Here is a 24,959-nt window from a genome sequence, read left to right on the forward strand (position 1 = left end):
GTAGAAAAAATTGAATGTTTCCATTTTTTTATATATTATAATATTTTTTACTATCAAAATTTTTTTTTATTAAAATATATTTTTTTTATGGAGTATATGACTAAATTGATGAATATTTTAGAATGGATTCCTAATATCCTATTTTTAATAATAGGTATTATATATATCATATATTGGTTATACCAAATATTTAATTGTATTGATTAATAAAAAATTAATAATTTGATGTATCATGCAAATGCATATAATATGCAAATGAAAAAAATTGATAATTTTGTATTTTTTTCTGATAAAGCATATGAAAAACTGAAAATATACTTACTTCATCAAGTAGAATCTGTAAAAGAAATATTTATTTTAGTAGATCATTTTACAAAAAAATATTGTCTTCCTATCCTATTTCATCATTTAAGTTTTTTAAAAAAATCGAATATTATTCAAATTAAACCAGGCGAACATGAAAAGAATATTGATACTTGTATTCAAATATGTAATTATTTAGAAAAATATAAATGTACCAGAAAAAGTTTAATTTTAAATTTGGGTGGAGGAGTTATAACGGATATCGGTGGTTTTATTGCTTCTATATTTAAAAGAGGGATCCGTTTTATCAACATACCTACAACATTATTAGGTATGGTTGATGCTTCAATAGGATATAAAACGGGAATTAATTTTAATTGTATTAAAAATGAAATAGGATCTTTTTATTCTCCGGAATTTTTAATAATTGATATCAGTTTTTTAAAAACTCTTTCTAAGAAAGAAATTATTTCTGGAATATTCGAAATGTTAAAACATGGATTAATAGCAGATAAACAATTTTGGATGGATTTAAAAGAAAATGTTATCAAAAATAAAATAGATGGAATCAATATATATCAAAATAAAACAGAATGGAATAATCTAATTTACAGATCAATTATAATCAAACAAAAAATTGTATATAATGATCCTAAAGAAAAAGGTTTAAGAAAAATTCTTAATTTTGGGCATACTATTGGGCATGCCATAGAAAGTTTTTTTCTTTCAAAAAAAGAATATAAAATTTTACACGGAATAGCTATCGCTATGGGAATGATATATGAATCCATCATTTCTTATAAAATTAATGGATTATCTATGGATGAATATAAAGAAATAAAATCTGTATTATCTTTTTTAAATTATGAAAAAAAAGAAATTTCTCATTCAGAAGTCGACAATTTATTTTCGATTATGAAACATGATAAAAAAAATGAAAAAAATCAAATTCAATTTTCTTTATTGAAAAAAATTGGTCAATGTTCATATAATTGTCCAGTTTCTTATCCTTTAATTAAGGAAATTTTTGGATTTTAAATGGATTTTAAACATCTATTATTTTTCATGAATTTATATTTAGTTATTTTGAAAAAACATTTATAAAAAAAAACATGAGTGAAGGAGAAAAATTAATTCCTATTAATATTGAAGATGAAATGAAATCTTCTTATATAGATTATTCTATGTCTGTCATTATATCTAGAGCTCTTCCAGATTCTAGAGATGGATTAAAACCTGTACATAGAAGAGTTTTATATGGATTATATCAGTTAGGTATGTTTTCAAATAGTTCTTATAAAAAATCAGCTCGAATTGTAGGAGAAGTTTTAGGAAAATATCATCCTCATGGAGATATATCCGTTTATGATACAATGGTTCGTATGGCTCAACAGTGGACATTTCGTTATCCATTAATAGATGGACAAGGTAATTTTGGTTCTATAGATGCAGATCCTCCAGCAGCAATGCGTTATACAGAAGTCAGACTACAAAAAATTTCTGAAGAAATGTTATTGGATATCCATAAAAAAACGGTAGATATGCATTTAAACTTTGATGATTCTTTGGAAGAACCTGATGTATTACCAACACGTATTCCGAATCTTTTGATTAATGGATCTTCTGGAATTGCAGTTGGAATGGCAACAAATATACCTCCACATAACTTAAAAGAGACTATAAACGCTATTTGTGCTTATATAGATAATAATCATTTATCTATAGAACATATTATGAAATATATTAAAGCTCCTGATTTTCCAACAGGTGGAATCATTTATGGATATGATGGAGTGAAAAAATCATTTCACACCGGAAAAGGGCGTATTATTTTAAGGGCTAAAATTCATTTTGAAGAAATACAAGGAAGACAATGTATTATAGTAGATGAAATTCCCTATCAAGTGAATAAATCCGATATGATAGAAAAAACAATTGGATTAATGAAAGATGGAAAAATGGATGGAATTTATCAAATACGGGATGAATCAGATAGAAAAGGATTACGAATTGTCTATATTTTAAAACAAAATACGGATCCTAATATTTTACTAAATAAATTATTTCAATACACTTCTTTACAGACTTATTTTAATGTGAATACGATAGCCTTAGTTAATGGGAAACCTGTACAACTGAATATCAAAGATATTATTATAAATTTTGTCAATCACAGGCATGATGTTGTTATTCGTAGATCAAAATATGAATTAAATAAGTATAAAAGTCGTATTCATATTTTAATGGGTTTTTTAAAAATACTTAGTTATTTAGACGTAATGATTACGTTAATTAAAAATTCTAAAACTAAGAAAGAAGCTTGTAGTCAATTAATTAAAAAATTTTCAATATCTGAAGATCAATCTAAATCTATATTAAATTTACGTTTACAACATTTAACATCTTTAGAACAAAATAAAATTAAAGAAGAATATCAAGAAATAAAAGAAAAAATAAAATGTTTAAAAGATGTATTAGAAGATCATTCTATAAGAACTCATATTATAAAAAAAGAATTATTAGATATTCAAAAAAAATATCAAGATCCTCGTAGAACAAAAATAGATTATTTTGGAAAAGAAGTACATACTGAGGATCTAATTGAAAATAAACAAGTAGTATTGACTATATCTCATGCCGGTTATATTAAAAGAACATCATTATCAGAATATAAACGTCAAGGTAGGGGTGGTATAGGAAATAGAGCTGCTATGGCTAGGGAATTTGATTTTTTTAAACATTTACTTGTAGCTACTAATCATCAATACCTTCTTTTATTCACAGAAAAAGGAAAATGTTTTTGGTTAAGAGTTTACGACATTCCAGAAGGATCTAAAATATCGAAAGGAAGAGCTATTCAAAATATTATACATCTTCAAAACAATGATAAAGTAAACGCTTATATTTTAACAGGAAATATTTTGGATAAAAAATATATTAAAGACTATTATGTCATGATGGTAACTCAAAAAGGAATTGTAAAGAAAACTTCCTTATGTCATTACTCGAGACCGAGAAAATATGGTATTAATGCAATTGTAATTCGAAAGGGAGATTCTTTATTAGAAGCTATTTTAACTAGAGGAGATGGAGACGTTTTTATTGCTTTAAATAGTGGTAGAATTATTCGTTTTTCAGAAAAAAATATTAGAAAAACTGGTAGAAATTCTTCTGGAGTCATAGGAATCAATTTTTCTGGAAAAGAAAATGTAGTAGTGGGAATGATTTATGTAGGAGTAGTTAATAAAAATAAAAAAGAACAATTATTGGTAGTATCGGAAAAAGGATTTGGAAAAAGATCCAATTTAGAAAATTATCGGATAACTAATCGTGGAGGAAAAGGAGTTAAAACAATAAATGTCACTAAAAAAACTGGTGAATTAATTTCTATCAAAAATGTAACAGAACAAGATGATTTAATGATTATTAAAAAATCTGGAATCATGATCAGGATACCTGTTTCTGACATTAGAATAATGGGTAGAGCAACCCAAGGAGTGAGACTTATTAACTTAAAAAAAAAGGACTCCATAGCTGATGTTGCCGTATATAGAAAACCTATTTTAAATTAAATTCACATAATATATTATTTGTGTATTTGGAATAATACTATTATTTTTTATGATGAATTATATAGAATTTTAATCCTACTATACATATTCAATATTTTTGAAAACATTTTTAAATTTTGTTTTATCGAAAACATATCATTTTTATTCAAAAATATTATGATTTTTATGATAAAAAATAAACATAATTTATTATGTCATCCACAGATATCTATTTAAATCCGATCAATATTCAAGATTTTATTGGACAAGATGATATATTGAAAAATTTAAAAATTTTCATTCAAGCTGCTAAAAATAGAAAAGAAGCTTTGGACCATATTCTCTTTCATGGACCACCAGGATTAGGTAAGACTACTCTTTCTCATATTGTAGCCAATGAATTATGTGTAAATATCACAACTACATCTGGATCTGTTTTAGATAAACCAGTTGATTTAGCTGGTTTACTTATTCATTTAAAATTGAATGATGTTCTTTTCATAGATGAAATTCATCGATTATCTCCTATTGTTGAAGAATATTTATATTCTGCAATGGAAAATTATAAAATAGACATTATTATCGATTCTGGTTCAAAGTCTAGATCAGTAAAAATTGATTTACATCCATTTACATTAATAGGTGCAACTACTAGGTCTGGATTACTTACGGCACCTATGCGATCCAGATTTGGAATTAATTTTCGTTTGAATTATTATAATAAAAAATTATTAAAATATATTGTGTTTCGAAGTGCAAAAATATTGAATATACCAATAACAGAAGAAGCTTCATTAGAAATAGCGAATAGAAGTCGTGGGACTCCACGTATAGCAAATTTTTTTCTTCGTAGAATACGAGATTTTGCTCAAATTAAAGGAAATGGTATAATTGATATTGATATATGTAATTTAGGATTGAAATCACTTAATGTAGATCAATATGGATTAGATGAAATGGATCACAAAATACTCATATCCATCATGGAGTATTTTAAAGGAGGTCCAGTAGGAATTAATACCATATCAACAGTTTTAAATGAAAATTCAGAGACAATCAAAGAAGTATATGAACCATTTTTAATTCAAGAAGGATATTTAATCAGAACACCTAGAGGACGACAAATAACTGAATTAGCTTATCAACGTTTGAACCCAGATTTTTACAAAAAAAAATAAAATATTTTTATTTTCTTATTTAGAAAAACTAACTTTGTTAGTAAAGTATCAAAAAATACAAATTTCATGCCTTCAAATGTTATTGTTGGATTACAATGGGGAGATGAAGGAAAAGGAAAAATAACGGATTTATTATCAAAAAATTCGGATTATGTAATCCGTTATCAAGGGGGGAATAATTCAGGACATTCTATTCATATTAAAAATTGCTCTTTTATTCTTCACTTAGTTCCTTCTGGAATCATTTATCCTCATGTTCAATGCATCATTGGTCCCGGAGTTGTTATAGATCCTAAATCTTTAATGATAGAATTCAAAAAATTGGAATCAATAGGAATTGATATATCTCAAATATTTATTTCCAAAAGAGCGCACATTACCATGCCATATCATGGTGTTTTAGATCAATACAAAGAATGGTCCTTAGGAAAACAGTCTATTGGAACTACACATTGTGGTGTAGGACCTACTTATGAAGATAAAGTTTCACGTACTGGTATACGAATGTTAGATCTTTTAGACAAAAACAAATTTTATAATAAATTGAAGTATAATGTTGAATTCAAAAATTTGATTATTACCAAGATTTACAAACAATCACCAGTATCTTTCAAATCTATTTATGATGAATATATAGAATACGCAAAATATTTTGAAAATAGAGTTATTGATTCTGTTTCCACTATTCATCAAGCGTTTCAAAAAAAGAAAAAAATATTATTTGAAGGAGCTCAAGCATTACTTTTAGATATTGACTACGGAACATATCCTTATGTAACTACTTCTTCTACTACCACTGGAGGTGCTTGTGTCGGATCAGGAGTTCCACCAAGTTTTTTAGAAAATTTTATAGGAATATCAAAAGCTTATTGTACACGTGTAGGAAATGGTCCATTTCCTACAGAAATTTTAGATTCTCATGTATTAGAAATGATTCGAAAAAAAGGAAATGAATATGGATCTACTACTAATCGTCCTAGACGATGTGGATGGTTAGATTTAATTGCTCTGAAGTACTCTTGTATGATTAACGGAATTACCCATCTAATTATTACAAAACTTGATGTATTAAGTGGGTTAGACTTCATTCAAATTTGTATTCATTATAAGATGAATGAAAAATTCATTTATTATTTTCCGGCAAATATTGATTTGGAAAAAAATAAATTGAAATGTATTTTTATCAAACTACCAGGTTGGAAACAAAATATATCTCATATAAATGATTACGATCAATTACCTAAAAATTGTAAAAATTATATAAAATTTATTGAAAGTTATCTAAATTTAAAATGTTTTTTAATTTCAGTAGGATCAGAAAGGGACCAAAATATTATTAAAGACCAATCTTCTTTTATTAAAATTTTTTCTTAAAAAAATATTTTTGTGGAAAAGTATCAAAATCCTTTAATCGAACGTTATAGCAGTAAAGAAATGATTTATAATTTTTCTCCAAAAAAAAAATTCATTATTTGGAGAAAATTATGGCTTTATTTAGCAGAAATCCAAAGAGAATTAGGATTGAATATCAATCAACATCAAATAAATGATTTAAAACATCATTTATTTGATATTGATTGGAAAAGGGTTTCTTTTTTTGAAAAAAAATTTTGCCATGATGTCATGGCTCATTTATATGCATTAGGAGAAAAAGCAAAAATAGCAAAACCAATTATTCATTTAGGAGTGACTAGTGCATATTTAGGAGACAACACCGATCTCATTCTTATTCGAGATGGACTAGAATTATTGTTAAAAAAAATGATTAATGTTCTTTTTCATCTAAGAAATTTTTCACTAGAATATAAAAATCTTCCTACTTTATCATTTACTCATTATCAACCTGCACAATTAACTACTGTAGGAAAACGTTCATCTTTATGGATGTATAGTCTGCTAATGGATATAGAAGAATTGGAATTTCGATTAAAAAATATTCATTTTAGAGGTGTAAAAGGAACTGTAGGTTCATGCGATAGTTTTAAAGAATTATTCAATGGCAATTTACAAAAAGTCAAAATATTAAATCAAAGATTGTCCAATAAATTTGGATTCAAAAAAGATTGTTCTATAACTGGACAAACTTATGATAGAAAAATAGATTCCCAAGTATTAAATTTATTATCCAATATATCTCAATCTTCTCATAAATTTAGTAATGACATCCGTTTATTACAGAATTTAAAAGAAATAGAAGAACCTTTTGAAAAAGAACAAATTGGATCTAGTGCTATGGCTTATAAAAGGAATCCCATATATAGCGAACGAATAGCTTCTTTAGCTAAATACGTTATTTCTTTATCAAATAGTTCTGCAATAGTATCTGCAACACAATGGTTAGAACGGACTTTAGATGATTCTGCAAATCGAAGAATAGTGCTACCTCAATCGTTTCTATCCGTAGATGCTATATTAATTATTTGGAAAAATATATCGAAAAATATAGTCGTATATCCTAAAATTATTCAAAAAAATATAAAGAGAGAACTTCCATTTTTAATTACTGAACGTATTATTATCGAATCTGTAAAAAAAGGATTGGATAGACAAGAAATCCATGAAAAAATACGAAAACATTCAATGTTAACAAATTTTAAAGTAAAAGCGGAAGGTAAAGAAAATGATTTTATAGATCGAATTTTATCCGATAAAGATATTCCAATTTCTCATGAAATAATGAATCGAATTGTTAACCCTCAAAATCTTATAGGATTTTCACCAGAACAAACTTTAGAATTTATTAATTTACAAGTAAATCCAGTATTAAATAAATATCAACATCTTATTCAGACCTATGAATAGGTTACAAAATTTCAATATCTATTTTTAAATAAATATATTTGAAAAATATGAATTTCAAAATTTTTGTACGAAAAAAAGATAATTTTGATATCAAATCAAAAAAATTACATTATGAATTATGTAAAAATAATGATTTTTTCTCCATAAAAAAAGTAATCATTTATTATGTTTATCACATTTTTAATATAAAAAAAGATCTTTTTTTGAATAGCCTATGGAAGTTATTTGCAGATCCTGTTACAGATATTTTATATCAAAAAAAAATTTTTACAAATCCTCATTTTGAATTACTATCATATAAAGATGAAATTCGAGAAAAAGCTTCTGAAAAATGCATAAAAACATTATATCCTCAATCTAATGTTTCTATCACAACGAATTCATTAATAGAATTGATTGGTCTACGTAAAAAAATAGATCTTGATAAGATCAAAAATTTTTTTCATCAACATAACAATTATGGTTCGATTATTTCTTATCAAAATAAAAATATTAAAATTGATCATGATTATAGTAAGGACAAAAATATATTAAATAATTTTTTTCAATTGACTCATGAAAATTTGATAAAATTTCATAAAAACCATCAATTATCCATGGATTTTATGGATTTATTATTTGTTCAAAAATATTTTATTAAAGAAAAAAGAAATCCAACCAATGTGGAATTACATGTTATAGATACTTATTGGTCTGATCATTGTAGACATACCACTTTTTTTACAAAATTAGAAAATATATCTTTTCATGGTTCATTAAAAAATACATATCAAAATGTTTTCAATCAATATCTAAGAGATAGATATGATGTAGGTAGATCGGATTATCCCATAAATTTCATGGATATATCTACTTTACCATATAAAATGTTTTATAAAACAGGAAAATTGAAACATTATGCTTTATCATATGAAAATAATGCTTCTATGATTTCAATAGATGTGAATATTAAAAATAAAAAAAAAGAAAAATGGTATCTTCTATTTAAGAATGAAACTCATAATCATCCTACAGAAATAGATCCATTTGGAGGTGCTTATACTTGTATAGGAGGAGCGATACGCGATCCACTATCGGGAAGATCTTTTGTTTATCAATCTATTAGAATAAGTGGATCTGCAAATCCCACCATTTATGAAACATTTTATGGCAAAATACCTCAACATAAAATATGTATAGAGTCTGCTAATGGATCTAGTTCTTATGGAAATCAAATTGGACTATCTACTACTCATATCCATGAAATTTATCATGAAGGTTACAGAGCAAAAAGAATGGAAGTAGGTTTTGTTATTGGAGCTACTCCAGTTGATTGTCTAAAACAAGAAAAACCAAAAAATGGAGATATAGTATTATTAATAGGTGGTTTGACAGATAGAGAAGGAATAGGAAGTGCAGTAGATTCTTCTCAAGAAGGAAATAAAATTTTAAAAAAAAATATAAAAAAACACAATGCAAACCCTTTAGTAGAACGAAAAATTCAAAGATTTTTTCAAAAAAAAAATGTGACCATTTTGATAAAGAAATGTAATGATTTTGGAGCAGGAGGAGCAGCTATTGCAATAAGTGAATTAAATAATAGTATAGAACTTTATTTAGATAAAATACCGATAAAAAACAAAGTAGATATGAAAGCAATAGAAATAGCACTTTCTGAATCTCAAGAAAGAATGGCTGTTGTGTTAGACCCCAAAAATGTTGATAAATTCATAAAACTAGCTAAAAAAGAAAATATTATACCTATTCCTATAGCTAAAATTACAGATAATGGTCGAATTATTTTTTTTTACAAAAAAAAAAAAATTTTGGATATTTCCAGTTCTTTTTTAAATACTGGAGGTTTTAGTAAAAAAAATTCAGTTGTAGTACATTCTCCAATTTCTATTTCTCCTTTTAAAAAATCAAAAAAAATTTCTTTTAATAAGGAGATTTTTTTACATACTCTTTCTAAATTAAATATAGCTTCTCAAAAAAGTTTAGTCGAAATTTTTGACAGTACTGTAGGTGGGACGACTGTACTCATGCCTTTTGGAGGAAAGTATCAATTAACTCCTTCTGAAGGAAGTGTCCACAAAATACCTATCAAAAAAGGTGAAACGGATACAGTTAGTTTAGCATCTTGGGGTTATCATCCATATGTTTCAAGTTGGAGCCCTTTTCATGGAGGAGCTTATTCCATAGTAGAATGTGTATCCAAAATTGTAGCAATGGGAGGAAATTATAAAAATATTTATTTTAGTTTCCAAGAATACTATAAAAAATTAGGATCGGATCCAAAAAATTGGGGTATACCATTTTCTTCTTTATTAGGAGCTTATCATGCTCAAATGTCTTTAGAATTAGCATCTTTAGGAGGAAAAGACTCAATGTCAGGAACATATAAAAAATTTCATGTACCCCCAACATTTATATCTTTTGGAATATCTGTAGGTTCTTGTTTAAATATCACTTCTCCTGAATTTAAGAAAATAGGAAACAAAATATATTTATATAATCACATTCCACTACCTAATGAAATGCCAAATTTTGATTCTATTAAAAAAGCTTATCATCGAATTTATAAAGGAATATGCTCAGGAGATATTGTTTCGGTCAAAACATTGAAAGATGGAGGGATATCTATTGCTATCGCAACTATGGTTTTTGGAAATCGTTTAGGAGCATCTATAAATTGTAAAAATAATTTATTAGAAACTCATATTGGATCTTTAATTGTTGAATCTAATACTTATATATCAGAAGATAATTTTATTTTAATAGGGGAAATTATTTCATCTCAAAACATGATTTTTAATGATCTATGCATAGATATTGATGATGCTATTCAAAATTGGATGAAAACTTTTCATCCAATTTTTTCTTATGAAGAATATCACAAAATACAACATAACAACAAGAAAAAAAAAAACATATTTACAAAAAAAATGCATCATTTTCATACCAAAAAAGGATGCAAATTTCCTAAAATAGGAAAACCTCGTGTGTTTATTCCTATTTTTCCAGGTACAAATGGAGAAATGGAATCAATACGTATTTTTCAAAAAGAAGGAGCCTTGATAAAAACTTTTGTTTTTCAAGATTTTAGTGATCAAAAAATTTATCATTCTATATTAAACATTAAAAAATGTATAGAATCTGTGCAGATTCTAATGTTTTGTGGGGGTTTTACTTTAAGAGATGAACCAGATGGTGCTGGAAAATTTATTGTTTCTATATTACAGAATCCGCATATTAAAGAATCTATTCAAAAATTTCTTAATAAAAATGGATTAATATTAGGTATTTGTAATGGATTTCAAGGATTAATAAAAACAGGATTATTACCTTATGGAACAATTTGTTTAAGAAACAAATTTTCTCCTACATTAATCAGAAATAAAATAAACAAACATATATCACAATGTGTCCATATAAAAATAATTTCGGATCATTCTCCATGGTTGAACGGAATGAAAAATAAAATATATACATTACCAATTTCTCACGGAGAAGGTCGTTTTTATGCTAAAAATAATGTAATTAATATTCTTTTTAATAAAAATCAAATTGCTTCTCAATATGTAAATTTAAAGGGAAATCCTTCTTTAGATAGAATGTATAATCCTAATGGATCAATCCATTCTATAGAAGGATTATTAAGCGAAAATGGACATATTTATGGAACTATGACTCATCCAGAACGTTATGATAATGGACTATTGAAAAATATACCTAATATTCATAAATATTCCATTTTTAAAAATGCTGTACAATATTTTTTATAAAAAAAATCATTAAAATAAAACATGAAAGTAGCCATTTTTTTGGGAAGTGATTCTGATAAAACAAACATGGAAAAAGCAGAAAAACTATTAGAAAAATTTAATGTAGATTATATATCTTATATCATTTCTGCTCATCGATTACCAGATCAATTAATAAATACGATAAAAAAAGTAGAAAACAAAAAAACAGATGTGATTATTGCTGGAGCAGGTTTATCTGCACATTTACCTGGAATAATATCTTCAAGAACTATCATACCCGTTATAGGAGTTCCTCTATATTGTAAAAATAATTATGGTTCATTAGGAGGTCTTGATTCTTTATTTTCTATAGTTCAAATGCCTCAAGGAGTTCCAGTAGCCACTGTAGGAATCAATAACTCTTATAACGCTGCTTTATTATCCATTCATATTTTATCAATTAAGTATCCCCACATAAAAAAATTATTGGTAAAGTTTAGGACAGATTTACAATATCAGTTAACTACCAAAATCAAAAATCAATATTGAATCATGAATAATCTCAATCAAAGAAAACTATTATCAGAAGGAAAAACAAAAAAAATATATGAAATGAAAAATTCATATAAAGTTATCCTTCATTATAAAGATAATATTACAGCATTAAATGGAATGATAAACGAATCTTTCCAAGATAAAGGAATTCTAAACAATGAGATTAATACGTTCATATTTGATTTCCTTAATAAATCTGGTATAAAAACTCATTTTATACGAAAAATCAATAATAGAGAACAATTATGTCATAGAATGAATATGATTCCTTTAGAATTTGTGATAAGAAATTTTGTATCAGGAAGTCTTTCCAAACGTTTGAAAATCAAAGAAGGGGAAAAAATACCTAATAGTATTTATGAAATATTTTATAAAAATGATGAATTAAATGATCCATTGATTAATGATCATCATGCAATTTTTCTAAAGATCATTTCTTACGAAGAATTAAATTTCGTTTATGATATGATGAAAAAAATTAATAAAATTCTGAAAAAATTTTTTAATTCAAAAAATATTATATTAATAGATTTTAAAATAGAATTTGGAAAAAATTATAAAAATGAAATTGTATTATCTGACGAAATAAGTCCAGATACTTGTAGATTATGGGATAAACAAACTATGAAAAAATTAGATAAAGATGTTTTTAGAAAAGGAATCCAAAAAAGTAAGGATATGTTCGATATATATATGGAAATTTTAAGAAGATTACATACAATTTAATAGAACAAAATAATGGAACCATATTTTCTTTTTTCAAAGAAAAAAAAAGATGATATATAAAATACCTCCTTATATTTTAGATAAAAACAATATAGACGATGATGCGGATAAATTTCGTGATGAATGTGGAATTTTTGGAGTCTATTCTCCAGACAAAATAGATACTTTATCCTTAATACAGTTTGGTTTATTTGCTTTACAACACAGAGGTCAAGAAGCTTGTGGTTTTTCTGTTTTGCGAGATGGATTTATTATATCTCATAAAAATGATGGACTAGTTTTAGATTTTTTTCGTAATATTTCTACTAAATCCGAATGTTATTATGGAAATGCTGCTATTGGACATACGCGTTATTCGACAGAAGGTGGACAAAGTAAAAAAAACATTCAACCATTTTTTGGAGAAAATAATTTTGGAAAAAGTACGATATCTATCGTACATAATGGAAATTTGATCAATGCTAAAGATATTCGAAATCAATTAGAATGTGAAGGTATTAACTTTATATCGGAATATTCCGATTCAGAAGTGATATTACGTTTAATCCAAAAATATTTATCGATCTATAACAATAATCTTGAACAAGCTATTCGAAAAACAACTTTGGATATAAAAGGAGCTTATTCCGTTATAGTACTGATGGATAATAAAATAGCTGCATTTCGAGATCCTAATGGAATCCGACCTTTATGTTATGGAATGTTAGATGAAAAAACTTATATATTTAGTTCCGAAACTTGTGGAATAGATTCTGTAAGTGGTTTCTATATTAGAGATATTTTTCCAGGAGAAATAATTATTACAAAAAAAAAATCTACTCATTTTTCATTTTTTTCGAAAAAAAAATATAGAAAAAAAAGAATATGTTCTTTTGAATATATTTATTTTTCCCGTCCTGATTCTTTAATTGAAAATTTGAGTATTTATAAAATTCGTGAAAAAAGTGGAGAAAAACTTTATGAACAATATCCTGTAGAAGCAGATGTTGTCATCGGCGTACCAGATTCTGGCGTTCCAGCTTCTATAGGATATTCTAAAGCCTCAGGAATTCCATTTAAACCTATTTTAGTAAAAAACAAATATATCGGTCGATCTTTTATTTTACCAAAACAAGAAATTCGTGAAAAAATGGTGAATTTAAAATTAAACCCTATTCTATATGAAATAAAAGGAAAAAAAATTATCATTATTGATGATTCTATCGTTCGAGGAACTACTAGTCGTATATTAGTAGACATATTGAGAAAAGCAGGAGCTAAAGAAATTCATTTTAGAAGTGCTTCCCCACCGATAATAGCTCCATGTCATTTAGGAGTTGATACTCCAAGAAAAAAAGATCTGATTTCATATCAAAATATGGACAAAAAAAAAATAGCAAAAATATTAAATGTAGATAGCTTAGAATTTCTTAGTATGGAAAATTTAATAGATATTTTAGGTGGAAATCATTATTGTTTCGGATGTTTTACAGGAACTTATCCAGTTTCTAAAACTGACATTTTTTAATCAAAACTTCATTCATGAAAAAAAATAAAATAATGGGAAAAATGGCCCATATTTTAAAAAAAACTTACAATGATCAAGTTTTAGGTACACTAGAAAATTTTTCCGGATTCTATAAACTGGATCAGGGTAAATATAAACATCCCATTTTAGTTTCTGGAGTAGATGGAGTAGGAACCAAACTTCATTTAGCTACAATTTTTAAAAAATATGATGTAATTGGAAAAGATTGTTTTGCTATGTGTATTAATGATATTTTATGTCATGGAGCATCTCCTTTATTTTTCTTAGACTATTTATCTTGTGGAAAATTAGATATTTCTGTTATCGAAGAAATAATAAAAGGAATAGCTATTTCTTGTAAAAACAATAATACATGTTTTATTGGAGGTGAAACTGCAGAAATGTCCGGAATTTATTTAAAATATGATTATGATGTTGCTGGATTTTGTGTAGGGATAGTAGAAAAAGATCATATTATAGATGGTCACAAATTAATTCAAGAAAATGATATATTAATTGGAATTCCTTCTTCAGGAATTCATAGTAATGGTTTTACCTTAATTCGAAAAATATTTTCTTTTAAAGATTTCATGAAAATTGTTAATAAAAAACCTTTTTATGAAACACTTTTAATTCCAACTCGTGTTTATTATCATTCGATTTCTCACATTTTACATAAAAAAATTATTATACATGGAATATCTCATATTACTGGAGGTGGAATTTCAGATAATTTAACTCGAATTTTACCAGAAAAATTATCAGCGTTAGTAGAAACTAAAGAAATTCCAATTCCTTATATTTTCCATGTCATTCAAAATAAAGGAAAGATTTCTGATAAAACAATGTGGAATACTTTTAATATGGGAGTTGGAATGATTGTTACTGTTCCTATAAATAATGTAGATGTTTTATTAAAAGAATTACGGATAATAGGAGAAAAACCATTCGTTCTTGGAAAAATTGTCAAAGGAGATAAAAAAGTATTTTTAAAATGAAAAAAATATCTATTTTAGTTTCTGGAAATGGAACTAATATGATGCATATTTTAAAATCCATAAATCATGGTTTCTTATCAGATTTTATAGTGAATACCGTAATTTCTGATAGATGGTGTAAAGCCATAAAATATGCCTCTAATAAAAAAATAAAAACTTTTTCTATAAAAAGAAATAAATTTTTATCGGAAAGAATACATGATATCCTAAAGCAGGATATTCCATATGTTATAGTTCTTTCCGGTTTCTTATCTATATTAGATCCTAATTTTTGTAAAAAATGGAAAGGAAAAATTATTAATATTCATCCATCTCTTTTACCAAAATATGGAGGAATTGGAATGTATGGAATAAAAATTCATGAATTAGTACTGAAAAATAAAGAAAAAACATCAGGAGCAACAGTTCACTATGTAACAAAAAACGTAGATTCAGGAACAATCATTATGAAGAAATCATGTCATATTGAACCTAAAGAAACATGTCATTCCTTATCAAAAAAAATATCTATTATCGAAAAAGAAATATTAATTCAATCGATTAAAAATTTTTAATTTTCTAAAAAACAATGACATTTGAAAATAATGAAAATTTTTAATCATTTATCATATGATTTTTTATTATGAAAAATGCCTTAGTTAGTGTTTATAACAAAAATGAAAAATTACTGAAATTTGTTCATTTTTTAATGGATAAAAAATATCAAATAATTTCTTCTGATGGTACATTCCAATATCTAAAAAAAAACGGATTTAAAAAAGTCTTAAAAATATCAGATGTGACATCTTTTCCCGAAATTTTGAACGGAAGAGTAAAAAGCCTTCATCCTAATATTTATGCAGGAATTTTATCCGATCGAACTATTCAACATCATATTAAATATATTCGAAAACATAATATTCCATTTATTGATATTGTATTAATTAATTGTTATCCATTTTGCGAATATCAAAAAAAAAATATGGACATTGATTCTATAATAGATTTTATAGATATAGGAGGACCTGCTATGATTCGTTCTGCTGCTAAAAATTTTTTTTATGTTACCCCTATCATAGACTTTAATGATTTGAAATACGTTCAATATGAAATCGAAACAATGGGAAACACCTCATTAAAATTAAGAAAAAAATTAGCAGGAAAGGCTTTTGATTTTACTTCAACCTATGATTGGAATATTTCCAATTTTTTATATGAAAAAGAAAAATTTCCTAATCATATGCATTTTTCTTATAAAAAAAAAATGAATCTCCGGTACGGAGAAAATCCACATCAAAAATCTGCTTATTATATTAACCAAACAAGTCAAGGATCCATGAAAAATTTTGAACAATTAAATGGAAAAAAACTTTCCTTTAATAATTTAAGAGATATAGATTTAGCTTGGAAAGTCGTATCTCAATTTTCAGATCCAGCTTGTTGTACAGTAAAACATAGTACTCCTTGTGGTGTTGCTTTAGGAAAAAATATTTTTGAAGCTTTTCAAAAAACTTATGACGCTGATTTTATTTCTTTTTTTGGTGGAATATTGGCCGTTAATAAACCTATTTCAAAGAAATTAGCAGAAAAAATAACAAATATTTTTTTAGAAGTCATTATATCTCCAAGTTATGACTTAGAAATCGTAAAAATACTTAAAAAGAAAAAAAAATTAATCATTATTCAAATGAATTCCTCTACGATTTCTGAATTATTAGAATTTGTTCAAATAGATGGAGGTTTATTAATACAAGAGTCAGATTACTTTGTACCTGATGTAAAACATTATAATTTAGTAACAAGACGATCTTTTTCTGAAGAGGAAAAAAAATCTTTATTTTTTGCACAAAAAGTAGTAAAATATGTAAAATCTAACGCAATTGTTATAACTAAAGGAACACAAACTTTAGGAATATCTGGAGGTCAGACTAATAGAATATGGGCAGCTCGTCAAGCTATCAATAGATCTCTAGAAAAAAATGAATATGGGTTGGTTTTAGCTTCTGATGCTTTTTTTCCTTTTCGTGATGTTGTAGACGAAGTAGCACGATCTGGCCGTATTCAAGCAATCATTCAACCAGGAGGATCAATACGTGATAAGGAATCAATCCAAGCTTGCGACGATCATGGAATAGCAATGGCTTTTACTGGAAGAAGATCTTTTAAACATTAGTGATATGAAATTTTTAATTATTGGCAATGGTGGACGTGAACACGCTATTGGAAAAAAATTATTAGAAGATGATCCATTTGTAAAAATTTATTTTTATCCTGGAAATGGCGGAACAGATTTAATAGGAAATAATGTCAAAAAATATTCTTCTATTTTAGAATTAGTTGTTTTTGTAAAAAAAAATAAAATAGATATCACGATTGTAGGATCGGAAATTTTTCTTATGCAGAAAATAGTAGATATATTTCATCATTATAAATTAAAAATAATTGGACCACATTATTTAGCAGCTAAACTAGAAGGAGATCGAATTTTTTCAAAATCTTTTATGAATAAATATGGAATACGAACGCCAAAACATCAAATATTCCATAATTATCATGAAGCGGTAAAATTCTTAGAAGATAATAATGATTCATTCGCCATCAAAACAAATGGAATTGCTTATGGAAAAGGAGTTATATTAACTCATAATAAAAAGGAAACCAAAGAAGCATTAAAAATGATTATGGTAAAGAAAAAATTTGGAAAATCAGGTGATAAAGTTATTATAGAAGAATTTTTAAATGGAAAAGAAGTATCTATTATATCATTTTTTGATGGAAAAAATATTATTCCGTTTCTATCTTCAAAAGATTATAAAAAAATAGGGGATAATGATATTGGATTGAATACAGGAGGAATGGGTTGTATAGCACCTAATCCACATATGAATCATTCTATATGGATGGATTTTAAAAAAAATATATTAATCCCTACTTTAGAAGGATTAATCTTAGAAAAATTAAATTTTTTTGGTTTTTTATACTTTGGATTAATGATCACTTCTAATAAAATTTACTTGTTAGAATATAACACTCGTTTTGGAGATCCTGAAGCACAAACTCTATTACCATTATTAATGAAAAATAATTTTTTACATATGATTAAATCTCCTTTTCAAGGAAAAACAGTCCATCTTCATTGGAAAAATTATTGTTCATGTTGTATAGTTATATCTTCCAAAGGATATCCGGAAAAATATGATATTGGAAAAAAAATTATGGGAATAGAAAAATTAAAAGAACCATTTTTTATTTCTGGTGCTAGAAGAGAAAAAAATACATGGTATACGACAAGTGGACGAGTATTAAATATTCTAGGAATAGGAAATTCTATACAGGAAGCTAGATATCTAGCTTATCAAAAAATAAAACAAATTCAATTTGAAAATTATTACTTTAGAAAAGATATTGGTTTATAGTAAGTATAAAAAATGAAAAAAGATATAATTATTATATTAGATTTTGGTTCTCAATATAGTCATATGATAGCAAGAAGAATTCGAGATATAGGAATCTATTCTTTATTATATCCTTATCATATTTCTATAAATAGAATATTATATAATAAACCTAAAGGAATTATTTTATCAGGTGGTCCATCTTCAGTTTATAGAAACGATTCACTATTAATATCTGATAATATTTTTCAATTAGATATTCCAATTCTTGGAATTTGTTATGGAATGCAAGTGATTTCTTTTATTTTTGGAGGTCAAATTAACAAATCGAAGAATAAAGAATATGGAAAATCTGATTTTATTATAGATAAAGAAAATTCGTTGTTTTATCAAATACCTAAAAAGTCTGTTGTTTGGATGAGTCATTTTGATGAAGTAACCCATTTACCGAAACAATTTCAAATTATGGGACATACTTCTTCTTGTTCTATAGCCGCATTTAAACATGTAAACAAAAATATTTACGCAGTCCAATTTCACCCAGAAGTCAAAAATACAGAATTTGGAATACATATGTTGAAAAATTTTTCTATGAATATTTGTAAATGCCATGCTAATTGGAGATTAAATAATTTTATTAAAAAATCTATATATGATATAAAAAAATATGTTTCTAATAAAAAAGTAATATTAGGTATATCTGGTGGATTGGATTCTTTTGTTACAGCTTATATAATTTACAAAGCAATTGGAAATTCTCTAAAATGTATTTTTGTCGATACCGGATTATTATTAAATGGAGAGAAAAAAATCATATATAATTTATGTAAAAAAATGAATTTTTCTATTAAAATCATTAATGCACAACATCATTTTTTATCTAAATTATCTGGAATTTCAAATCCTGAAATGAAAAGAAAAATTGTAGGGAGAGAGTTTGTTTATTTATTTCAAAAAGAATCTGAAAAAATTAAAAATGCTAAATTTTTAGCACAGGGAACCATTTATTCAGATGTCATAGAATCTTCTATTTCTGATAATCATCAAAATATTTTCAGTCATTCTATCAAATCTCATCATAACGTAGGTGGGTTACCAACTTCGATGAAGTTAAAACTCATGGAGCCACTAAAAAAATTGTTTAAAGATGAAGTTCGATCTATAGGACAAGAGTTAGGAATTCCTAAAAAAATTTTATATCGTTATCCTTTTCCTGGACCTGGATTAAGTATTCGTATTATTGGAAAAATAAATAAAAAAAAAATAGCAATTTTAAAAAAATCGGAACATATCTTGGATCAAGAATTAACAAATTTTGGTTTTAAAGAAAATGTAAGTCAGGCTTTTATTATCCTATTACCCATTAAATCTGTAGGAGTAATGGGAGATAAAAGGACGTATGAATATACAGCTGTACTTCGTGCTGTTAATACAGAGGATTTTATGACGGCTACTTTTTCTAAATTATCTTATGAATTTTTAGAAACTATTTCGAATAGAATTGTTAATGAAGTTTCAGGAATTAATAGAGTATTATTTGACATTACCTCTAAGCCTCCATCAACTATTGAATGGGAATAACATGATTTACATCATCATAGAAATTAATTGACATATATTTTCTTTTAATTCAGTTCTTGGAGATATTAAATCTATAAATCCATGTTCCATAAGAAATTCAGAAGTTTGAAATTCTTTTGGTAAATCTTTTCCTATAGTTTCTCGAATAACCCTAGGTCCAGCAAAACCAATAAGAGCTCCTGGTTCTGCAATATTTACATCGCCAAGCAAAGCATAAGAAGCTGTAACTCCTCCCATTGTTGGATCAGTAATGACAGAAATATAAGGTATTTTTGTTTCTCTCAATTGAGTTAATCTTGCTACTGTTTTAGCCATTTGCATTAAAGAAAATGTAGACTCCATTATTCTTGCTCCTCCAGATTTTGATATAAGGATATATGGATTTTTTTTCTCAATGCAATATTTGATAGATCTAGAAATTTTTTCTCCTACTACAGACCCCATGGATCCTCCTATGAAAGAAAAATCCATGCATGATATCACCACATCTATTCCATTTATTTGTCCGATACCTGTTCGAATTGCATCATATAAATGAGTTTTTTTTCTGGATTCTTTAATTCGATCTGTATATTTTTTATAGTCAATCCATTTTATAGGATCTTTACTAACCATTCGAACATCTATTTCTAAAAATTTAGAATTATCGAAAAGAATTTCAAAATATTCTTGACTATGAATTCGAACGTGATATCCATCTTCTGGACTAACATATGAATTTTTTTTTAATTTATCCGTTTCAATAATGTTTCCACTAGGAGTTCGATACCATATTCCTTTTGGAAAATCTTTCCTTTCGTTTACAGATGTTGATATATTTTTTTTTTTTCTTTTTAAAAACCAAGACATGTATTTATTTTTATAAAGTATTAACGTTATTCATACATATGAAATATTTTTTTAAAAGTTTTTTAAAATATATTTCTCCTTCTCTCAGCCAAATTCTTGGATCATAATATTTTTTATTTGGTTGATATTTTCCTTTTGGATTTCCGATTTGTCGTTTAATATATTCCTTATTCTTGATCATATAATCTCGTACACCACAAGTAAAAGCATATTGTAAATCGGTATCAATGTTCATTTTCACAACTCCATAATGAATGGAATCTTGAATTTCTTGGTTAGAAGAACCTGATCCTCCATGAAAAACAAAAGATACTGGATTTTTTTTAGTACAAAATTGATTTTGTATGTATTCTTGTGATTTTTTTAGTATTTCAGGACGAAGCATGACATTTCCTGGTTTATATACTCCATGTACGTTTCCAAATGAAGCAGCTATTAAAAAATTTGGGGCAATATTTCTTAACTTTTCATAAGCATAACAAACTTCTTCAGGTTGAGTATAAAGTTTATTATTTTCTACATTTGAATGATCTATTCCATCTTCTTCTCCTCCTGTTACTCCAAGTTCTATTTCCATAGTCATTTGTATTTTTTTCATACGATCAAAATATTTTTCACATATTTTGACATTTTCCTCTAAAGGTTCTTGGGATAAATCCAGCATATGTGAACTAAATAGAGTTTTGCCAAAACGTTTATAATATATTTCATTTGCTTCCATTAATCCATCTATCCATGGTAAAAAAGATTTAGGACAATGATCTGTATGGATCAGAACCGTCGATTTATATATAGATGCTAATTCATGAATATGCATTGCACATGCTATTGATCCTTTTATTGCCGCTTTTTGATTATCATTATTTATTCCTTTTCCAGCATTAAAAATGGCACCTCCATTAGATAACTGAATAATTACAGGAGAATTAATTTCTGCAGCGGTCTCCATTACCGAATTGATTGTATTGGATCCAACAACGTTGATTGCTGGAATGGAAAAAATATTTTCTTTAGCATAATCCAATATTTCTTTTACAAGATTACCAGTAGCAACTCCAAAAGGAAATTTTCTAGACATGTGTTTATAATTTTTTAAAGAATGAACAAATGTAAAAAAATTCTTTGTGTACAAACAATATGAATGTAAATTGATGATTTTTCAATGAAAACATACTATTGCTTTTCTATTCAAATAAAACGATCAATTCTATGTTAGAATTAGGAACTTTTAACCTATATAATGCTTCAGCTGGAACTGGAAAAACATCGGTTTTAATAAGTAAATATCTTTATATTTTATTAAAAAGTAGAAATCCAGATGAATTTAAAAAAATTTTAGTTCTTACTTTTACAAAAAAATCTTCTGAAGAAATAAAAAAACGGATTCTTAAATGTATAGAAAATTTATCAAATCAAAAAAAAATTGATAAAGAATTTCATATTTTATTGGACAATCTTATCCAAGATAGTCATTTGACAAAGAAAGATTGTTACAATCGATCCAAAAATATATTATGTGCAATTTTAAATGATTTTTCTTCTTTTTCGCAAAATGTGAGTACTATTGATAAATTTACTTATCGCATTGTTCGATCTTTTCTTTATAAAAAAGAATTATCATTAGAAATGAATACCAATCAATTTGTATCAGAAGTAGTCAAAAATATCACGTATAGTTTAATGAATTCAAAAAAATGGACCAAGTTTTTAATACAGTATTCTTTAGATAGATTCCAATCTGGAAAAAGTTGGAATATAGAAAAAGAATTAGAAAAAATAGCATTTTTAATGATCAATGAAAATCATTTTTTTTCTATCAAAAAAATGGAAAACTATTCTGTTAAAAATTTTTTAAAATTAAAAAATACATTGAAAATAAGAACAACATATTTTGAAAAAATATGTAAAATGCAAGGTGAAAAATTTTTCCATTTTTTGGAAAAAAATTGCATTCAAAAAAGTTCATTTACATGTTTATATTTTTATAATTTTTTTCAAAAACTTCGAATGGGACGTATTATATTAAATCCATTTACAAAACGTTTATGTAACAATATTCAAAAAGGAAAGATTTTTTCTTTGAAAATATTGAAAAAAAATACAATAAATTCATTAGATCAAAAATGTAAAAAAATATTTTATTTGTATAATAAAACAAAAAATTTGTATAACAAAAAAATATCTTTTTATCTTTTGGATAAGATATTATTAAATAATATCAATTTTTTATTAATTTTTCATGAAATGAACCAAGAATTTTCTTCGTTGAAAGAAAAAAAAAGGATTATTCTTAATGCGGATCTAAATAAAATACTTCATGATAAATTAATAAAATCATTACCAAAAATTTATGAGACGATTGGAACAAAATATCAACACTATTTGATAGATGAATTCCAAGATATATCCTATTTACAATGGAAAAACATTAAAATTCTTGTAGAAAATGCTTTATCAGAAAACGGAACAGCTATAATAGTAGGGGACCCAAAACAATCGATATATCGATGGAGAGGAGGAGATTCTCAACAAATGATTGATATAATAAATTCCAAAAAAACTACTTATAAAAAAAAAATAAAAACGATAAATACAAATTTTAGAAGTTTTCAGGAAATTGTGAATTTTAATAATTCATTTTATACATACATATCTAAATTTTTTCGTCATACAATTTATCAAAATATATACCAAAATTCTACGCAAAAAACGTTTAAAAACAAAAAAGGATATGTTGAACTAAATTTTTATAATGATCATGTTTTATCAAATAAATATAGAAATTATAAAGAATATATTTATAATAATATTAAAAAAAAAATTAATAAATGTTTACAACAAAAATATTCACTATCAGATATTTCTATATTGGTTAGAACTAATGAAGAGTGCCATTTTTTATCGGAACATTTAATCAAAGATGGGGTTAGAGTCAATACTTATGGATCTCTTTTAATCAAAAATTATGTAGAAATAAAAATTATCACAAATGTTTTGGATATTATATCTCATCCTTTTTCTTATGATAAAAGATTTGTACTCATTTTATTATTATTAGAAAATCATTTTTTTCAAAATCAAAAAAACATACATGATTTTATTGTTAAAATTATTCATCTACCATTAGATTCGTTTTTAGAAAAAATTATATTAAAAAAATATTTAAACAAAAAAAAAATATATAATAAATCTATATATCAAATTTCGAAAATCATCATAGAATCTTTTCATTTATTAAATAAAAAAAATTATGCCATTATTTATGCTTATTTAGATTTTATATATAGAAGTACAAAAAAAACAGGAAATTCCATCCTAGATTTTTTAGAAAATTGGGAGTTAAGAAAAAATCAAGAAAGTATTTTTATTTCTGGAAATACAAATAATTTGATTCACGTCATGACCATTCATAAATCGAAAGGACTACAATATCCTATAGTCATGATTCCATTCGCAAGTTGGAAAATTATACCTTCAAGAAAAAAGGAAGGAGAGTGGATTAATATAAATCCTTTTTTTTATCATGGAATAAATTCTATATATATAGAATTAGAACCATTTTTTATGAAAATAAATAATCAAAAAATACGTAATTTATATAAAAATCACCTATCAAAAATGTTATTTGATAATATCAATTTGTTATATGTAGCAACTACTAGACCGATTGAACAACTTATTTTATTTTCAAAAATAGCAAATGAGAAATATATATCATATTATATCAAAGATTTTCTACATGAAAAAAAAATTTGGAATGATCAACAATTTTGTTACTTTTTTGGAAAAAAAACCATCAAAAATGATTAA

At 25.6% G+C, this 24,959-nt stretch carries 17 protein-coding genes; 15 read left to right on the plus strand and 2 right to left on the minus strand.

The annotated features are described in order from the left end of the window. The first annotated feature begins 225 nt into the window (after nucleotides 1-225). From aroB to guaA, 14 genes are all read left to right on the plus strand, one after another. Nucleotides 226-1,341 (plus strand): 3-dehydroquinate synthase, encoded by a 1,116-nt coding sequence (aroB, locus tag H0H35_RS00665; RefSeq protein ID WP_238892351.1) that lies wholly within the window; start codon nucleotides 226-228, stop codon nucleotides 1,339-1,341. 74 nt (nucleotides 1,342-1,415) lie between these two features. After that, entirely contained in the window at nucleotides 1,416-3,875 is a 2,460-nt protein-coding gene (gene gyrA / locus H0H35_RS00670; RefSeq protein WP_185883041.1) for a DNA gyrase subunit A, read from the plus strand. A gap of 191 nt (nucleotides 3,876-4,066) precedes the next feature. Next, nucleotides 4,067-5,032 carry a Holliday junction branch migration DNA helicase RuvB gene (ruvB, locus tag H0H35_RS00675; protein ID WP_185883042.1) on the plus strand — a complete coding sequence of 322 codons (966 nt, stop codon included), beginning with the start codon at nucleotides 4,067-4,069 and terminating at the stop codon, nucleotides 5,030-5,032. A gap of 66 nt (nucleotides 5,033-5,098) precedes the next feature. Beyond that, entirely contained in the window at nucleotides 5,099-6,406 is a 1,308-nt protein-coding gene (locus H0H35_RS00680; RefSeq protein WP_185883043.1) for an adenylosuccinate synthase, read from the plus strand. Nucleotides 6,407-6,418: 12 nt separating this feature from the next. Next, complete coding sequence (gene purB / locus H0H35_RS00685; RefSeq protein WP_202985179.1) at nucleotides 6,419-7,834, plus strand: adenylosuccinate lyase; 1,416 nt, start codon at nucleotides 6,419-6,421, stop codon at nucleotides 7,832-7,834. Nucleotides 7,835-7,881: 47 nt separating this feature from the next. Then, nucleotides 7,882-11,598 carry a phosphoribosylformylglycinamidine synthase gene (locus H0H35_RS00690; RefSeq protein ID WP_185883044.1) on the plus strand — a complete coding sequence of 1,239 codons (3,717 nt, stop codon included), beginning with the start codon at nucleotides 7,882-7,884 and terminating at the stop codon, nucleotides 11,596-11,598. 21 nt (nucleotides 11,599-11,619) lie between these two features. Further along, entirely contained in the window at nucleotides 11,620-12,108 is a 489-nt protein-coding gene (gene purE / locus H0H35_RS00695) for a 5-(carboxyamino)imidazole ribonucleotide mutase (RefSeq protein ID WP_185883045.1), read from the plus strand. Between the two features lie 3 nt (nucleotides 12,109-12,111). Beyond that, nucleotides 12,112-12,840 carry a phosphoribosylaminoimidazolesuccinocarboxamide synthase gene (gene purC / locus H0H35_RS00700; RefSeq protein ID WP_185883046.1) on the plus strand — a complete coding sequence of 243 codons (729 nt, stop codon included), beginning with the start codon at nucleotides 12,112-12,114 and terminating at the stop codon, nucleotides 12,838-12,840. 49 nt (nucleotides 12,841-12,889) lie between these two features. After that, entirely contained in the window at nucleotides 12,890-14,347 is a 1,458-nt protein-coding gene (gene purF / locus H0H35_RS00705) for an amidophosphoribosyltransferase (protein WP_185883047.1), read from the plus strand. Between the two features lie 14 nt (nucleotides 14,348-14,361). After that, nucleotides 14,362-15,345, plus strand: a complete 984-nt coding sequence (purM, locus tag H0H35_RS00710; RefSeq protein WP_185883048.1) for a phosphoribosylformylglycinamidine cyclo-ligase — start codon at nucleotides 14,362-14,364, stop codon at nucleotides 15,343-15,345. After that, nucleotides 15,342-15,899 (plus strand): formyltransferase family protein, encoded by a 558-nt coding sequence (locus H0H35_RS00715; RefSeq protein WP_185883049.1) that lies wholly within the window; start codon nucleotides 15,342-15,344, stop codon nucleotides 15,897-15,899. The genes purM and H0H35_RS00715 overlap by 4 nt, the downstream gene beginning before the upstream one ends. Nucleotides 15,900-15,967: 68 nt before the next feature. Then, a complete protein-coding gene (gene purH / locus H0H35_RS00720) occupies nucleotides 15,968-17,497 on the plus strand; it encodes a bifunctional phosphoribosylaminoimidazolecarboxamide formyltransferase/IMP cyclohydrolase (protein WP_185883050.1) in 1,530 nt (509 codons plus the stop codon). 4 nt (nucleotides 17,498-17,501) lie between these two features. Next, a complete protein-coding gene (purD, locus tag H0H35_RS00725) occupies nucleotides 17,502-18,740 on the plus strand; it encodes a phosphoribosylamine--glycine ligase (protein ID WP_185883051.1) in 1,239 nt (412 codons plus the stop codon). 12 nt (nucleotides 18,741-18,752) lie between these two features. Continuing rightward, nucleotides 18,753-20,300, plus strand: a complete 1,548-nt coding sequence (gene guaA, locus H0H35_RS00730; RefSeq protein WP_185883052.1) for a glutamine-hydrolyzing GMP synthase — start codon at nucleotides 18,753-18,755, stop codon at nucleotides 20,298-20,300. 6 nt (nucleotides 20,301-20,306) lie between these two features. Here the strand turns inward: guaA and accD are convergent, their stop codons facing one another. Then, complete coding sequence (gene accD / locus H0H35_RS00735) at nucleotides 20,307-21,149, minus strand: acetyl-CoA carboxylase, carboxyltransferase subunit beta (protein WP_185883053.1); 843 nt, start codon at nucleotides 21,147-21,149, stop codon at nucleotides 20,307-20,309. A gap of 10 nt (nucleotides 21,150-21,159) precedes the next feature. Beyond that, nucleotides 21,160-22,227: a class II fructose-bisphosphate aldolase gene (fbaA, locus tag H0H35_RS00740; protein WP_185883054.1), complete on the minus strand. Its 1,068-nt coding sequence runs from the start codon at nucleotides 22,225-22,227 to the stop codon at nucleotides 21,160-21,162. A gap of 131 nt (nucleotides 22,228-22,358) precedes the next feature. Here fbaA and H0H35_RS00745 point away from each other — a divergent pair, with 131 nt between their 5' ends. Then, a complete protein-coding gene (locus H0H35_RS00745) occupies nucleotides 22,359-24,959 on the plus strand; it encodes a UvrD-helicase domain-containing protein (RefSeq protein ID WP_185883055.1) in 2,601 nt (866 codons plus the stop codon).

The sequence above is a fragment of the Blattabacterium cuenoti genome (assembly GCF_014252435.1).
Lineage (GTDB): Bacteria > Bacteroidota > Bacteroidia > Flavobacteriales > Blattabacteriaceae > Blattabacterium > Blattabacterium cuenoti_X.